At 68.3% G+C, this 15,663-nt stretch carries 13 protein-coding genes; 2 read left to right on the forward strand and 11 right to left on the reverse strand.

The features are described from left to right. Window positions 1-567 precede the first annotated feature (567 nt). Entirely contained in the window at window positions 568-882 is a 315-nt protein-coding gene (locus AACH06_RS01670; protein WP_341423852.1) for a winged helix-turn-helix domain-containing protein, read from the forward strand. A 45-nt stretch (window positions 883-927) separates the two neighbouring features. Here the strand turns inward: AACH06_RS01670 and AACH06_RS01675 are convergent, their stop codons facing one another. Beyond that, complete coding sequence (locus AACH06_RS01675) at window positions 928-1,377, reverse strand: hypothetical protein (protein ID WP_341423853.1); 450 nt, start codon at window positions 1,375-1,377, stop codon at window positions 928-930. Between the two features lie 194 nt (window positions 1,378-1,571). Further along, the gene (locus tag AACH06_RS01680; protein WP_341423854.1) at window positions 1,572-2,483 is read right to left on the reverse strand and encodes a hypothetical protein; all 912 of its coding nucleotides are present in this window, start codon (window positions 2,481-2,483) and stop codon (window positions 1,572-1,574) included. Window positions 2,484-2,776: 293 nt separating this feature from the next. Between AACH06_RS01680 and AACH06_RS01685 the strand changes: the two genes are divergently transcribed. After that, window positions 2,777-3,910, forward strand: a complete 1,134-nt coding sequence (locus AACH06_RS01685; RefSeq protein ID WP_341423855.1) for a sterol desaturase family protein — start codon at window positions 2,777-2,779, stop codon at window positions 3,908-3,910. A gap of 31 nt (window positions 3,911-3,941) precedes the next feature. Here the strand turns inward: AACH06_RS01685 and AACH06_RS01690 are convergent, their stop codons facing one another. From AACH06_RS01690 to AACH06_RS01730, 9 genes are all read right to left on the reverse strand, one after another. Then, on the reverse strand, window positions 3,942-4,841 hold the full coding sequence (locus AACH06_RS01690) for a plasmid replication/partition related protein (protein WP_341423856.1): 900 nt from the start codon (window positions 4,839-4,841) through the stop codon (window positions 3,942-3,944). 210 nt (window positions 4,842-5,051) lie between these two features. Beyond that, window positions 5,052-5,420: a hypothetical protein gene (locus AACH06_RS01695; protein ID WP_341423857.1), complete on the reverse strand. Its 369-nt coding sequence runs from the start codon at window positions 5,418-5,420 to the stop codon at window positions 5,052-5,054. A gap of 154 nt (window positions 5,421-5,574) precedes the next feature. Continuing rightward, window positions 5,575-6,987, reverse strand: coding sequence for a coniferyl aldehyde dehydrogenase (locus AACH06_RS01700; protein WP_341423858.1), 1,413 nt, complete (start codon window positions 6,985-6,987; stop codon window positions 5,575-5,577). Window positions 6,988-7,104: 117 nt separating this feature from the next. After that, on the reverse strand, window positions 7,105-7,725 hold the full coding sequence (locus AACH06_RS01705; protein ID WP_341423859.1) for a hypothetical protein: 621 nt from the start codon (window positions 7,723-7,725) through the stop codon (window positions 7,105-7,107). 152 nt (window positions 7,726-7,877) lie between these two features. Next, the gene (locus AACH06_RS01710) at window positions 7,878-10,043 is read right to left on the reverse strand and encodes a TOMM precursor leader peptide-binding protein (protein ID WP_341423860.1); all 2,166 of its coding nucleotides are present in this window, start codon (window positions 10,041-10,043) and stop codon (window positions 7,878-7,880) included. 3 nt (window positions 10,044-10,046) lie between these two features. Then, entirely contained in the window at window positions 10,047-10,400 is a 354-nt protein-coding gene (locus tag AACH06_RS01715) for a BMA_0021/BMA_0022 family TOMM bacteriocin (RefSeq protein ID WP_341423861.1), read from the reverse strand. A 23-nt stretch (window positions 10,401-10,423) separates the two neighbouring features. After that, a complete protein-coding gene (locus AACH06_RS01720) occupies window positions 10,424-10,762 on the reverse strand; it encodes a BMA_0021/BMA_0022 family TOMM bacteriocin (protein WP_341423862.1) in 339 nt (112 codons plus the stop codon). Then, complete coding sequence (locus AACH06_RS01725) at window positions 10,759-14,691, reverse strand: TOMM system kinase/cyclase fusion protein (protein WP_341423863.1); 3,933 nt, start codon at window positions 14,689-14,691, stop codon at window positions 10,759-10,761. Before AACH06_RS01725 ends, AACH06_RS01720 begins: the two co-directional genes overlap by 4 nt. Next, entirely contained in the window at window positions 14,688-15,644 is a 957-nt protein-coding gene (locus tag AACH06_RS01730; RefSeq protein WP_341423864.1) for an FHA domain-containing protein, read from the reverse strand. Before AACH06_RS01730 ends, AACH06_RS01725 begins: the two co-directional genes overlap by 4 nt. Window positions 15,645-15,663: the final 19 nt, after the last annotated feature.

Genomic DNA, 15,663 nt, shown 5'->3' on the forward strand with positions numbered 1-15,663 from the left:
TCTCCCTTCGTCGTTGAACGGTATGCGACTCTAGGCGGCCGGTGGGTCGATCGCTTGAAGAAAACTGCCCCTGGGTGCCTGCGTCCGGTAACAGTTGAAACCCCTTCACCCGATGCCGTGCGGGCGCTCACCAACCGAGAGGATGCGCGTGCCGGCGGATGTCAGCACACTGTCGGTCAAGGTGGCGAACAGGCGATGCGGCCTGAACGTGTTTCACTGCTGCGGGTGTGTCCATCGCCGCGGCGTCTCGTGGCCGCATCGATGAGCGTTGGACGGTACGCGACGCGGCCGGCCTGGGAAGGCTTCATCGGCCAGGCCCGATGCACCGCGCGGCCCGCGGCCTGTATTCGCCCACTCGTGGCCTGTCACGTTTAAATGGGAGTGGAGGACGGTGCGAGACGGTATGCAATGCCAGGCGCGAAGCACAGCGATGCCTCGTGGCATCGCGAGCATTCGCAACGCCGCAGTGCGTGCCGTATCGCGTCGGCAGCCGCTTCCGATTTAAGCGTCACAGGCCACCAGCCAGAGCCTGCAGACCGGCTCGCCCCTGTCCATCGTGAGGCCATCGTGATCCATGTCTTCGGGGAGTTTCGCCTGTGCACCCTGCGCCGGGCCTTGTTTCGAGAGAATCATGAAGTGCCGCTGCGCCGCAAGGCCTACGAGTGCTTGCGTTATCTGATCGAGCAGAGCCCGCGGGCGGTGCCCAAGGATGAGCTGTGCGAGGTGGTCTGGTCGCCGCGCATCATCAGTGACGAGACCCTCGCCAGCACGATCAAGGATGTGCGGCTGGCGTTGGACGATCGCAGCCAGCCGCACCGGTATGTGCGCACGCTGACAGGCTTCGGCTACCGCTTCGTGGCCCTGCAGCATGCTGAGGCATGAACGACAAAAGGGCCCCGAGGGGCCCTTTCGGCCGAAGCAGTTGCCTCAGCCCTTGGAGCAGGCGTAGTAGCGGCTGTCGAAGCGGCTGCCTTCGCCGTCGAAGTTGCCCACGTCGCCCGAGTTCACGAACAGCGCGTTGTCGTCGGCCGTGATGGGGCCCAACCACCAGCCCACGGGTGCGGCGATGCCGTCTCCGTAGAGCACGCGATAGCGCCACGCACCATAGCCCGCCACCGAGCCGCCGATCGCCTGGCAATACGCCATGGCGTTGGCGAATGAGGTCGGGCCGAGGGCGCCGGTCATGCACAGCGTGGCGCCCACCGAGTAGAACCCGGCCGGGCAGGTGATGGCCGGTGCGATCGATACCGCCTCGACTTCAGCGGCATTCGGCGCAGGGTCGGTGCCGCCGCGCTGGCGTGCAGCCGAGGCCGTGGTGGCCGTGGTGATCAACAGTCCCGCCACCAACAGCGCATGGGTCAGCTGGTTGATTTTCATTGCATTTCTCCTGAGATTGATGGTTGAGGTGATAACGGGGGCCCCTTCGCCAAACATGCACGTTGGAGGCTTGTCATCACCACCCTCAGGTTATGAAGGTCGCGTCGTGGCGCGCTGAAGGCGGTATGGAATTGCTCGGTACATCGCCGTGGAAGTTTCGGCAATCGGTTCGCGGAGAACCGTGCCCGTCCGACTCACCGTGAGGGCGGGTCCGGCACGAAGCCGGGTTCGGTGCTGGATCGGGGGAAGGGGCGCGGCGACGACTGCGCCCAGCCAAGCGTGGGGATGATGCCCGCGCGGGCCAGGTTTTCTTGGCGGTCATAGCGCAGGCTCACCACCTCCACCGGGCGGGCGGTCTGGCGCTCGAATTCGGTGTTCGTCACATACGAGGTCTCGCGCGCACCGTGGCCCGTGCCCAATCGCTCCGCGGGGGCGGGTGCTGGCGCCGCGGCAGGCGCTGCGGACTTGGGCAAGGCGCGCGCAGCACCCGTGGCCGGCGCCTCCGATGGGGCGTCGCGTGCCGAGCTTTCGGCATCGGCACGGCGCGATTCCTCGCGCAGTTCTCCCCTTGGCGGTGCCGCCGGCGGGCTGGGGGGCTGCCATCGGACGCGCTCGGTGAAGACCGCGACGCCGATCACGCCGACGTCGTGGGGGCGGCCCGTCTGTGCCGCATAAGAGTCGGGCAGGGCGGTGAATTCGAAGGCGGCTACTTCCTGGTTGCTCTTGCGCCAGCCGGTGATCTCGTAGCTCTGCCACGGCGAAAGCACATAGCCGCTCTGGCTCCACGAGGCGGTCTGACCCGAGATGATGTTCACCCCGTCGACCGACATCACCGCCATCACCCGCTCACCCGTTCGGTTGGTGACGCGGATGGCGTAGCGCGAACCGGGCCGGCCGGCGATGTAGCGTTGGTCTCGGAACGGGTAGACGGGCAGTGTCTCGCCCGTCTCGCGGTCGATCACCTCGACGTCGACCTTGTGTCCCACGGCCCAGACCGCCGGCGTGCACCCGGTGGTGAGCATTGCCGCGGCGGCGAGCCCGCAGGCCGACATGAAGCGGCGACGGGCGGCGGGGCGCAACGCGCCCGAGGGATGAGCTTGACCCATGAAGACCTCCGAAAACGATGAGTGACCAGCGTTCTACGGTCGGCGTGGCTGGGCGGGGTTAAATCCCAGCAAACAGGGGATGGCGGCCCTCTGGACGACGCGGCGGCCTTGGCGGGGGCAAGCTTTGGAGGCCGGGGTTGATAGCTGAAATGGCCATCCGGCAGGCGCGTCAACTCCCCCAATGTGGTGAGTGCTGTCGGGCATCGGGCCCGGATAATCGCCGCGCGATGCAAGACATATCGTCGGACGCGCGACCGAAGCACACAGGCCGGAGGGGCCGAAGAGGGGGAAACATGGATGAACTCGACAAACTGAACCGGCTGAGCCAGTCGCACGGCGCTTTGCAGCCGGGCAAGGGCATGGTCTCCGGTGTGATCGCGCTGAGCTTGGCGATCCTGTGTTTCCTGGGCGTGCTGGCCTTCCATTGGCCCGAGTACCTGACGACGCCGCAGTTGCGGCAGTCTTACAGCGTCGAGCTGATCCGCAAGCTGCTGTTCTGGTCGCTGGTCTTGTCGGGTTCGATCGCGCTGTTCAACGTCATCCGCGGGCGGGTGCGCTGGCTGGCCTTCGCGTCGTTCGCGCTGATCGGCCTGTCGCTGGCGCTGGGTGGACACAAGGTACCCGTCGACAGCGATTTCCCCGACCACACGCCCTACATCGGTCTGGACTGGTTCATTCTCGACCTGCTGGGCTCGACGCTGATCTTCATCTTCATCGAAAAGCTGTTTGCTTTGCGCAAGGATCAGCCGGTGTTCCGCGCAGAGTGGCAGACCGACTTCCACCACTTCATCGTCAACCACATGCTGGTGGGCTTCGTGCTGCTGGCCACCAACCTGCTGGTGCACAAGCTGTTCGGCTGGGCCTCCAACGATGGGGTGCGCGGCTGGGTGCAGCAGTTGAACTTCTGGGTGGCCTTGTTCCTGATCATCCTGGTGGCCGACCTGGTGCAGTACTGGACGCACCGCGCGTACCACGAGATCCCGGTGCTGTGGCGTCTGCATGCCGTGCACCACAGCGTGAAGAGCATGGATTGGCTGGCAGGCTCGCGCCAGCACATCCTGGAACTGCTGATCACCCGCACAATGGTTCTGGCGCCGATCTACCTGCTGGGCTTCAGCAAGGACGTGATCGATGCCTACATCATCGTGGTCGGCTTCCAGGCGGTGTTCAACCACGCCAACGTCAGCGTGCGTCTGGGGCCGCTGCGCTACCTGATCGTCACGCCGAACTTCCACCACTGGCACCATTCGCAAGACCAGGAGGCGCTGGACCGCAACTATGCGGCCCACTTCGCCTTCCTAGATCACCTGTTCGGCACAGCGGTCCAATCCGACCGGCCCTGGCCCGAGCGCTACGGAGTGCTGGGTGACTACGTGCCGGACGGCTTCCTGAAGCAGGTGGCCTTTCCATTCACCTGGAAGGGGTGAGGCTGCCTCGGCCAGGTCGCCACTGGGCATCTCACGCCTCGGCGAGTTGGGCCTTGAGTTCGGCTACCTCGGCGCGCAGTGCTTCGTTCTCTGCGGTCAGGATGGCCACGCGTTCCCGCAGCGCGTTGATGGAGTCGCTTGTTTCGCCGGTCTCCCAAGGAGCAGTTCCAGGCAATGAGGCGCCAGCATCGGCCAGCTCGACGGCGGTTCGGGCTGTCGTTGGCATGTCGGTGGCGGCATGCGTGGCTCCGGCGCTCGTCGTAGCCGGCGCAGACTTCTTTTTCGACTCACGCACTCGCTTGGCAACCTGCTTCAGCTCATCGGCGCCTGCGCTGGCGGCGGCGACTTGTTCTTCGGCGGGCAAGGTGGCCACGGCTGCCGCGGCGTTGATCGAAATGGTGCCGGCCTTGACGGCGGCCACCAATTCGGGCGCGGCCTGCTTGTGGATCTTCTCGATCAGCACGACCTGGTTGTTGCTGATGCGGGCTGCCTTGGCGATGGCTTGGCGGGTGTCGAGCGGATCGGCGGCCGGCGTCGGCACCGCGACGACACTGGCCGATGGATCGGCCGTGGCCGGGGCGGGCGCTTCGGGCGATTGGCGAGCACGCCGCTCGGCCACGATCTCGCGCTTGCGCAGCGCGAGCACGCCGCGTTGGAAGTCCGAGATGCTGCGCCGGCCCAGGTGCTGGTCGATCATCCACAGGTGCACGTCCTCGATCGACTGGAATCGGGGGTTCTGCACCGTCTGGAACGGCAGGTTGTGCTTGCGGCAGATGCCGTAGCGGTTGTGCCCGTCGACCAGCACATTGCCCCACAGCACCAGCGCGTCGCGGCAGCCTTCGGTGAGGAGGCTGCGTTCCAGCGATTCGTACTCTTCGGGCGTCAATGGATCGATGTAGGCCTTGAGTTCTTCGTTGACGACGATGTCCATGGGCGCGCGAAATTCAAAACAGCGGCAAAGGGCGCGCATTGTAGGCAGGGCGGCTGCGAGGGGCTGTGAGCCCGCGATCGAAACGCCATCTGAGCCATTTCCGAATTGGGGTGCGCCCTTGCCGTTCATGGAAGCGAACGGCTCGGCGAGCCTCGTGCGGCCGGGCAGCGCGGTGCACCACGCCAGCGCGGCCGCGGACAGCGGGCGGGGTCAGTAGCCGCTCAGCGACATGTCGACAAAGATGGTGCTGGTCGTGTTGTTGCGCGCGCAAACCTTGAACCAGCCTGGCACGAGATCGGGTCGGGTGCCTGAGGTGGCATTGAAGTAGTAGGAGGACGAGTCCTGCACCAACACATCGACATAGTTGCCGTCAAAGGTGTACGAACGCTTGACGGTGAAGTGCGCCACTGCTGGGCCACCGAAGGCGTTCTTGGCGGTTCCGAACGATGTGACGGTGGTGGTGGTGAAGATCGGCTCCTTGCAGACACGGGCGCCGGTGGAGATGGGTTCGGCATGAACGGTGGCAACTGCCGCCAACAGGGCCGCAGCGCAGAGGCGGGCCGATGAGAGGTTTGACATCGAAAGCTCCTTGACACTGAGATGGGTGTGCAAGGGCCGGCGCAGGCAGGCGATGCGATGCCAGGGCTGGCCCTTGTGGGGGCCGGCCCATGAACATCAGGCCGGTGCTTTCGAATACGACGCCTCTGGGCGCTTGGATTCCACGGGCATGCCTTCAGCCCGCGATCTTCTTCAGGGCACCCAAGAGGTGGTTGAAGGTGGCGCCGTAGGGCGGGTAGAACAGCTTGGTGCCGGCGAAGCGGCTCTGTTCGAAGATGGGCTTCTCTTTGCTGAAGGTGCGAAAGCCCCACTCGCCATGGTAGGCGCCGATGCCGCTCGCGCCCACGCCGCCGAAGGGCTGTTCTTCCTGGCCGAGGTGCCAGATGCAGTCGTTCACTGTCACGCCGCCGGCGTGGGTGCGCTCCATCACCTGCCGCTGGGCCTGGTCATCGCGGCCGAACCAGTACAGCGCGAGAGGCCGATCGTGGCGGCGGATGAAGTCCACCGCCTCGTTCGCGTTGTCGTACGCCATGATCGGCAGCAGCGGGCCGAAGATCTCTTCTTGCATCACCGTCATCTGCTCGGTGGCGTCGAGCACCAGGTGGGGCACGAGCTTGCGTCCACCGGCGGTTTCGGTGTGGGTGGGCACCAGTCGGGCGCCCTTGGCACGGGCATCGTCGAGCAGTGCCTGCAGCCGGGCGTGGTGGCGGGGCGAGACGATGCTGGTGTAGTCGGCATTGCCTGCCAGGCTCGGGTACATCGCACGCATGCGGGCCAGCAGGGCTTCGACCAGGGGCGCCACCATCTCGCGAGGGGCCAGCACGTAGTCGGGCGCGACGCAGGTCTGGCCGGCGTTCAGCAGCTTGCCGAACGCCAACCGTTCGGCCGTGAGCGAGAGGTCGGCGCTGCGGTCGATGAATGCGGGTGACTTGCCGCCGAGCTCCAGCGTGACCGGCGTCAGGTTCTTGGCCGCCGCCTGCGCCACGATGCGGCCCACGGCGGTGGAGCCGGTGAAGAACAGGTGGTCAAACGGCAGCGAGGTGAACGCGCGGCCGACATCGGCATCGCCCACCACGACCTGCATTTCCTCGGGGGCGAAGTTCTCGCGCACCATGCGGGCCATCAGTTCGCTGGTGGCGGGCGTGAGCTCCGACGGCTTGATCAGCACGCGGTTGCCAGCGGCCAGTGCGGCCACGGCCGGGGCCATGGCGAGGTAGTACGGGTAGTTCCAGGGCGAGACCACGCCCACCACGCCCAGCGGTTGCCGCAGCAGGCGGTTGCGTGCCGGCCAGAAATGCATGGCGGTGGGCACGCGGCGTGTCTTCATCCAGCCGGGCAGGTGGCGCATCGCATGGCGCGCGGCCGATTGCACGGTGAACACCTCGGTGAGCATCGTCTCCTGGTGGGCACGATTCTCGAAATCCTGCGACACCGCCTCGGCCAGGGCCTGAGCGTGTTGCGCCGTCATCGCGCGCACGCGGGCGAGCCGGTCGCGCCGAATCGCCAGGGTGGGAAAGGGCTCTGACGAGAACGCGGCACGCTGCTGCTCGAGCGTGACGCGCAGGTGTTCTTCGATGTCTTGGTTCACGCTGCACCTCCAGAAAGGACCGGCGGTGCAGCGTACCGGAGGGCGCTGGCAGCAGCTAGGCGGCTGACCCTAAAGCGGCCAGGGGTGAACCCGGGGCTCTCGAGGCCGATGCCGTGATCAGGACTCTTCTTCGCCCTCTTCTCGGGCCTGGCGGGCGGCGCGCTGGGCCTTGGCGGCCTTGCCCGCTTTCGCGCCAGCCTTGTTGGCCGCCTTGCCGGCTTTGGCCTTGGCGCCGGGGGCCTTGGCCGCGGCGGCTTGGCGGGTGGCCTTGGCTGCCTTGCGGGCCGGGCTCTTGGCCGGCTTCGCGGTGCCGGTTTCACCCTCGGCCTTGGCGGCGGTCTTGCCGCCGCGGGTGGGGCGCTGCGCGATCTTGTCGATGATCTTGCGGCCCGTCTTGACGGCGGGCTCGCCGGACTCTTCGCCGTCCTTTTTGGGGCGGCCGGTCTTCAGGTTGGGCACGGCGGCGAGGGCGGCGAGGAACGCGTCGTCCGACAAGCCCTTGAGCAGCTCGATGCCCGCACGCAGCAGCTCGCTCTTCTTGGCCGGTTGTGCCAGGCGGGTGGAGCGCTGGCGCAGTTCGTTCAGCGTGGCGTACTCGGCCTTGGGAATGGTGAAGCTGTCGCGCACCAGCTTGGTCTTGGGCGTCTTGCCTTCCTTGCCCTCGGCCTTCTCGGTGTTCAGGTCGACATCGACGGAGGCGCCTTCGAGGTCGGTCTTGGCTGCGGCTTGATCGTTCATGGTCTCTCCTTTAAAACGGTATATACAGTTTATATCGTTTTTCATGAGAGATCAACGAACGGACGCGGCTGCGCCTCCGAATTGGTAACGGCTGGTTGGCGGATAGCAGGGCCCCGCGGCACCGCGGCGAAGTGCGCGGCCGGGCCGGCAGCTCAGAGGAACAGGGGCGCGGGGTTCAGGCCGGCGTCGTCCGCCGCGCAGGGTTGCCAGCCGAGGGCGGCAGGCACGTCATACAGGCGGCCGGGGCCGAAACGCGGCCAGAAGTGGCGCAGGCCGGGCACGATGACCTGGGCCACGCTCAGGCCGAAATCCGGGCGTGTCTTGTTGACCACCAGGGCCGAGAGCCCGGCGCCGGCCAAGCGCTGCCGGCACACGTCGATGTCTTCGAGCAGATCGTTCCCGCCGGACAGTCGCGGCAGTGCGGCGGTGACGGTACCGTGGCCCTCCAGGAAAAGCGCTTCGGGCAGCAACCGGCGATCCCAAGGCGGTGGGGCATCGTCGCGCGAATCCATCAGCTGGTTCAGCTCGGTCAGCGCGCGGCTGAGGGCGATGCTGCCTTGAAGGTGGCAGCCGAAGCCTATCGCGTGGCGATCGGCTTCAGTGTGATGTGCCACCGCCGCGTAGACAGGAATGCCCAGGTCGTGCGTGAGATCGAGCACCTGCACTTGCCAGCCCGTCTGGGCGTAGTCCGCATGCAGGCTCTGCACGAAGGCGTCGTCGATGCCGTCCAGGTCGATGGCGGGACGGCGGGCGCGCTGGTACCACCAGATGGCGGTGGCATCGCGCTCGATGAGTTCCAGCAGCCCTTGCAACACCGCTTCTTCAAAGACGTTGCCGGCGGCACTGCCGTTCGGGTTGTGGATGCCGTAGTCGGCGCCGAACGCGGCTGGCGTCTCGGCGTAGCAGTACGCCAGCGGCACCCAGTGCCGCTCACCGCCGGCCAGCGGCCAGGCCGGTGTCCAGGCGACGGCTGCGTCGTCGTCGAAGGGCAGGGGCACCTGACGGCGGCGGTCTTGGGTGGCGGCGTTGATGCGCTCGCGCTGCGCGAACTGCTGGGCGCTGAAGTTCTGCAAGGTGTCGAACCCGATGGCGACCTCGCCCAGCTCGCGGCGGGTGGCGATGCGCATGGCTTCGTCGCCCTGCCACACGCCGCTGGCGCGCTCGATGGCTTCGCACAGCGCGCTGGCCTGGGCTTGCGCGGCGGTGCGGCCCTTGCCGGCGCAGATTTTGTCGAAGCCGTTGTCGGCGGGCCAGGTTTGCGGGCAGACGGGGTAGCCGCTGACGAACACCTGTCGGCGCCCGGTGTGGCGGCCCGGCATGGGGTGAAGGTACTGCACGGCGCCCGTCAGCGGGCTGACGAGTGGGCGCAGGGCCTGCAGCGTTTCTTCGGGCGTGCGCGTGCGGTGGCCGCCATCGGTGCGCTCACGCGCGGGCTGGGCCTGCAATGGCACCGGGCGCTCGGCTTGGGCGGCCATCCAGCCCGGTTGGCCACACGTGGGGCACTGCGGCCGCTGCCGCACGAGATGACGGATGGACTGCAGGCTGCGCGGGTCGAAGGCCAGCATCGCGGATCGCAACTGGCGATCGCCGGCCGCAGCCTGCCGGGCGGCTTGTGCGAGCCAGGCGGCGCAGGTGGCCACGGTGGCTTCGTCGGCCGGCGCGGGCATGGTGAAGGGCCGGCCCAGCCGCTGCTGCACGAATCGCTGGGCCGGGCGGTTCCAGGCCACAGCGTGCAACAGGCAATCGGCGCAAGGCCCTGCGCTCGCATCAATCCAAGGGCCGATCGTGGGCTGCGCGCCAGCGGGGCGGGCCAGCAGCACGGGGCGGCCCAACACCCGCGCCACGGCGAGTTGTTCGGCCACGCGCGGATCGAGCAAATCGGCACAGGCCAGCACATCGAACGCTGGCGCGCCGGCCCCCGGCGAGGCCAGGCGCAGGCCCGCGGCTTCCAGGGCGAGCTTCAGGGGACCCGCGGCGATGCCGATCGCGTTGAGCGCCACGATCGGTGACGCCGCAACGGCCTGGGCGGCGGGCGCGTTGGCCGGTGGGGCGAGATGCCCACCTTGCTGCAGCATCTGCAGCACATAGTCGACTTCGAGCCGGCTGAACGGTGGCGGCAATGCGCTGGCGATCTGCTCCGCATTGCGCCGGCCATCGATCAGGGCCGCGACCGCGGCCACCTCGTGGCCGCGCAGCACGACACGACGATGCTCCCCGTGCATCAGCACGGTGCGTTCATCAATCAGGGCGACGGCGAGGCCGGCTTGCCACTGGGGCACCGGGTTCTCGGCCGCCTCGATGTCGTGCGGCGGCCTCATCGCTCAGCAGCAGGTGAAGAGGTAGGTCGGGCCGGCGTCGTTGTAGGCGGCGAACGCGACCAGTTGCTCTTCGATCTTCGGGGCGATCGGCAGGCCGAACGTCGCCTTCATGCGCGGCAGCGTCCAGCTCTTGCTCTGAGGGTTCCAGCCGAACTCGGGGCCCTGTGGCTCGACGACCTTCAGGTCGACGTTCCACGGCACCGAATAGCCGAAGTAGTTTTGCAGGCAGCCGGCGGGATCTTCCAGGAATTCCTTCTTGAAGACCTTGTCGGTCCAGGCGAGTGCGACGGCGCGCAAGTACACCTCCTGAAACTCCAGCAGGGACTCGTAGGAAGGCAGTTCGTTATTGCGTGGCATGGCGTGGCTCCTCCGGGCGATGTTCAGTCGTTCAGGAACGTGAGGTGCGTGGCGTTGAAGGTGGCCAGCGCCTCGACCTGCTCGGGTTGCGGCGGGGCGGGCGGCAGCACCATGCGCAGCGTGTCGCGCCGCAGCACATGCCAATCGACCAGGCTGAGCGGTTGCCAGCGCGCGTTGTCGACGTCGACACCCAGGTCGATGTTGAACGGGAAGGTGTAGCCCACGCCGTCCTTGAGGGCCTTCTTCGGGTCGGCGATCAGCTCCTCACGGTAGCGCTCGCTGCGCCAGGCCAATGCAATGGCCTGCATCACAGCCGCTCGAAAGGCGATGAAACGGTCATAGGTGCCGTAGTTGTCTTTCATCTGGAACTCCGCTGGGGGGTGTCGAGGGGTGGGGCGTGGGTCCCGCGGTCGGCCGTTGTGGCCTGTCCGGTCTGCGGCAGCGCCCCGATCTGCCGAAGGGCTTCACGGGCGGTCAAGGTCATGCCCAGGCGCAGGGCCAGGGCGTGTGACTGGTCGAGCAGCGCACGGGCTTGCGCCGCCGAGGTGGCCGGGCTGCGGTCGAGCAGCACGGCGGCCTTCATGCGCAGCAGCTCGGGCACGAAGTAGCCTTCGCCGCTGCGATCGGCTTGCGCCAAGCAGTGGTCGATCGCGGTGAGCGCCCGGTCGTGCTCGCCGGCGCGCCAAGCCACCTCGGCCAGGAACGAGCCCAGGTAGGTGGCCCCCAGGCCGCAACCCATCTGCTGCAGCTTTTCGAGGATGGCGCCGAGCATCGGGGCGTCGTCGCGGCTCCAGCCGTGCACGAGTGCGGCATAGGCTTCAACCGCGGGCAAGCCGTAGCGTGATGAGAGTTCGAGCAGCCGCCCGCACACCTCGCCCGCGGCCTGCCGGTCGCCATCGTGCTGGTGGATGAACGACAGGTACATCAGGCACAGGCCCAGCGTGGGGATGTGGCCCAGCGCCTCGGCTTCTGCCACCGCGTGGCGTGCCAGTGCCAGGGCGGCCTCGCGGTCGCCATCGTGGAACCAGCGCACATTGGCCAGGGCGGCCAGGCTCCAGCAGTGGCAGTCCAGCCCGAACCGCGCAGCGTCTTCGGTGCCCGCGGCCCGAGGCAGTTCGGCCACATGCGACAGCGAGGCCGCAGATTCGGCGAACGTGCCGTCGATCCATTGCCCGACGCCCTGAAGCGTGTAGGCCGCACGGTGCAGCGCGGTGGCCTCGGGGCTGGCTTCGGCGAGCGCCATCAACTGGCGGGCCAGTTGCCTCACCTGCGCGCGGTCGCTTGCCACATGGTGGAAGGTGGCCAGCGCCCACACCGCGGCGGCCTGCTTGGCCGGGTCGTTTTGCTGCTGGTCGAGCAGGGTGTGGGCGCGTTCGGCGGCTGCGCGAACGCGGGTGTCGGCCCACCCAAAGCGCGACATCAGCGCATGCGTGTGCAGCAGCGTCAGGTCCAGCTCGGCGCTGCCGCGCTGCTCGGGGGAGAGGGCGTCCAGCCAAGGGCGAACGGCTTCGACCTGGCCGAGTGCTTCGTCGTGCTGGGCTCGGGCGAGCGCTTCGCCCGCCGCGCGCAATCCCAATGGCACCGCACGTTCGACGCGGCCAGCCTGCGCGTAGTGCTGCGCCAGCGTACCGGGTGGTGAGCCGGGCTGGGATTCAAGCGCCACCGCGATGCGCTCATGCGCCTGGCTGCGGGCAAGGCGGGGCAACGAGTCGTAGGCCGCATCGCGTATCAGCGCATGGCGGAAGATGTACGCATCGCCCTGCACGCGGCGCTGGCGCGCCACCAGGTCGGCGAGGAAGAGCTGTTCCAGGTCGCTCTGCACCGCGGCTTCATCGCGCGCTGCGGCCTGGGCCACCAGCCCCGGCTCGAATTCGCGGCCGATGGCTGCGGCGATCTGGGCCGTCTCTTTCGCCGGGCCCAGGCGGTCGAGCGCCTGCGCCAGCACTTCCTGCAGGCTGGGCGGGATGACGGCGGCGCCCGCCGCCGAGCCGGTGGCGGACGATGGTGAACCGGGGTCCAGCCGGGCGCGCGCCAGCTCGGTGAGGAACAGCGGGTTGCCATCGGCGCGCTCGGCCAGGCGCGCGATGTCGGTGGCGGCGAAGGCCTGGGCACCGGGCAGGCGCCGCAGCAGGTCTTCCGCCTCGGCCGGGGCCAGGCCCTTGAGCTGCAGCACTTCCAGCTGCGGCCGGTAGTCGCAATCCGGCCGCGAAGTGAGCACCAGGCCGAGGCCCGGCACACCGCCGTTGGCGAGCAATCGGTCGATCAGCTCTCGGCTGGTGGGGTCGGCCCAGTGCACGTCTTCGATCACCAGCACTGCCGGTCCTTGTGACAGGGCGGTCAGCAGCGCTTGCAGCGCATCCAGCACGATGCCGCGTTGACGCTGCGGTGCGTATTGCAGATCGCCGGCTTGTGGTGGCAGCGGCAGGCCCAGCCAGCTCGCCAGGATCACCGCGGTCTCGGCCTGGCCCACATGCAGCCTGGTCAACTCGGCTTGCAGACGCGCACCGGCGTCGGGCGCGTCGTCCAGACGAAGCTGATGCGAGAGCCAGCGCAAGAAGGGGTGCAGCGCGCTGTGTCGCTGTTCCGGCAGGCACTGCAGCACCCAGGCGGTGCCATGGTCGTCGGTGACATGCTCGCACAGCGCCTGGGTCAATCGCGTCTTGCCCAGACCCGGCTCACCCACCAGCAGCACGGCCCCGCTGCCACCGCTGGCGGCGCGGCGCCACAGCTCGGTGAGGGCCGCCGTTTCTCGGGCGCGGCCCACCAGCGGCGCATGGTGCAGGGCGCCGCCCGCATGGCTGTCGGCCCGACGCTCGGCGCACAAGTGCCAGGTGGGCGTGACGAGCCCGTCTTCCATCGCGATGGTGGGCGCGGCCGCTTCCAGCAGGCAATGGCGTTCGAGCAGCCGGCGTGCGCGGTCGCTGACGACGATGCTGCCTGGCTCGGCCTGGTGCAGCAGCCGCTCGGCCACGCCGGTGGCCAGCCCGGCCGGTGTCTGGCCGGGGCGGGTGAGCATCACGCCGGTGTGCAGGGCGACTCGCACTTCCAGGCGGGCGGCGATTCGCGCCTCGATGCGGCGGCTGCGCTGGGCGCAGCGCGTCACCAACTCCAGCGCCGCGCTGGCGGCGCGGCGAGCGGCGGTGTCACTCGCTTGCGGGTAGCCGAAGTACATCAAGCGCGTGCTGCCGAGCGAGCCCGCGCGGTGGCCACCGAAGGCCATGCAGGTGTCGTGGCACTGGGCCAACTGGTCGCCCAGCAGTTCCTCCATCGCTTCGACTGCCGCTTCGGACGGTGCGGCGTCGCCCAGGGGTACCAGATCGAGCGAGAAGCACAGCATGGTGATCTGCCGCCGCTCGGTGCGCAGCGGCGCCACGCGGGTGGTCGCCGCACTGTCGAAACCGCCGCCCTCCTGCGCGAACGAGCCCACCAGAGATTGCAGCGGCACTTCGCGAAAACGGGCATACACCGCAGCGGTCTCGCCGCGGTCTCGGGCCTGCTTGCTCAGCACACGGCGCAACAGCTCGCCCAGCGGGTGCGACAGCAGCGCCGGTGGCAGCGGCAGCTCGTGCGGGCTCAGGTGCTGGTGATAGACCTCGGCCAGCGTCTGGCCGCGCACGGCGGGGCCACCGGTCAGGCACTCCAGCAGGATCAGGCCCCAGGCGTAGAGATCTGACTTGACGGTGGGCGGCTCGCCTCGCAGTTGCTCGGGCGCGTTGTAGCGCGGCGTGCCGAGCGTCTCGGTGCTGAGCGTCAACTCGCCGGACTCGGCGGCGGCCAGCTCGCTGGCCAGCGTGCCGATGCCGAAGTCGAGCACCTTGGCATGCAGCCGGTCGCCGCGCCGCGTGACCATGATGTTCAGCGGCTTCAGGTCTCGGTGCACGATGCCCTGGGTGTGCGCATCGACGAGCGCATCGAGCACCTGTCCCATCAGCATGCCGGCTTGCGTGGGGGTGAGGGCACCCTCGCGCTGCAACAGATCACGCAGGGTCTCGCCCGGCACGAATTCAAAGACGGCGAACAGATCGCCGCCCTCGGTCTGCCCCTGGTCGAGCAGGCGCACGATGTGCGGGTGGTGCAGCTGCGCGCACAGGTGCGTCTCGCGCGCGAAGCGGGCATGCCGGCGAGCGCGAGTGGCCTCGTCGGCCCCGGCGGCGGCGCGCAGGAACTTCACCGCCACCCACTGGCCGGTGCTGTGCTGGCGTGCCTTGTAGACGACGCCGGAGGCGCCTTCGCCCAGGCGCTCGACGAGGCTGTAGCCGGGCGGCCCGGCACCCAGTTCGATCGTGTTCATGTGACCTCTTCTCGTGACAGGGGCCAGCGGCCCTCGAGTTGCGAGCCGCGGTGAATCTCGATGCTGGCCGTGCCCAGGCGCAGGCCGCCACGCCGGCGCTCGATCACCTGTGACAGCGCACTGACCATTGGCAAGGCGTTCATCAACTGGTCGCGTGCGCGGAACACCTGGATGTTCAGATGGGTGGGCTCCATGCCCAGCATGCGGGCCAACTGGGCGCTGGCCAGCCAGCCTTGCGCCGCAGGATCCAGGCCCGCCCGCGCATCGGCAAGCCGCTGCCGTGCCAGGGTGACCAGCGCGTAGTGGTGGCTGCGTTCGCCCAGGTCGGCCTGGTGCGGGCCGCAGCGCACCTGCAGCCAGGTGTGCTCCTCGTCGAGACTGAGGCGAAAGCTCAAGTGCGGTGGCTCGGCGGGCTGGGCCACCGCGTAGGTGTCGTCCAGGTCGCTGACCACCGCCAACCGGTAGCGCACGCCGCCGACCACGAGTGCATCGCCGTCCTTCAGTGGATGCGTTTCACCGTGCTGCTCGACGAGCCACTGCCCGGGCTCACCCTCGTACAGGCTGAGCTCGGGTGCGGTGGGCTCGGGCAGCAGGTTGTGTCGCGTCAGGCTGATGGGCGCGCGGCCGGGGTCCATTGGCAGCAGCGCGCTGCCGGGTGGCGACAGGTCGACGACCTGCCATGACACTGGCGAGTTGGGCCCGAAGCGAAGCACCTGGCCGGCAGCGATCGCCGCCGGTTCATTGGGCTGCAATCGGCGGCCATCCAGCAGGCTGCCGTTGCGGCTGTGATCGGTGACAAACCATTGGCCTTCGCGCCAGCGCAGCACGGCGTGCAGCAGCGAGGCTTCGGGGTCAGGCAGGACGGTGTCGGAGCGCAGTGCGTTGCGCCCGAACACGTGGTTGCCGCGCAGCAGGACGCGATCGCCCGTCTCGCTGTTGAGCAGCATTCCCATGACCCGACGTCTCTCCCTG

The sequence above is a fragment of the Ideonella lacteola genome, assembly GCF_038066555.1.
In the GTDB taxonomy this organism is placed as follows: domain Bacteria; phylum Pseudomonadota; class Gammaproteobacteria; order Burkholderiales; family Burkholderiaceae_C; genus Ideonella; species Ideonella lacteola.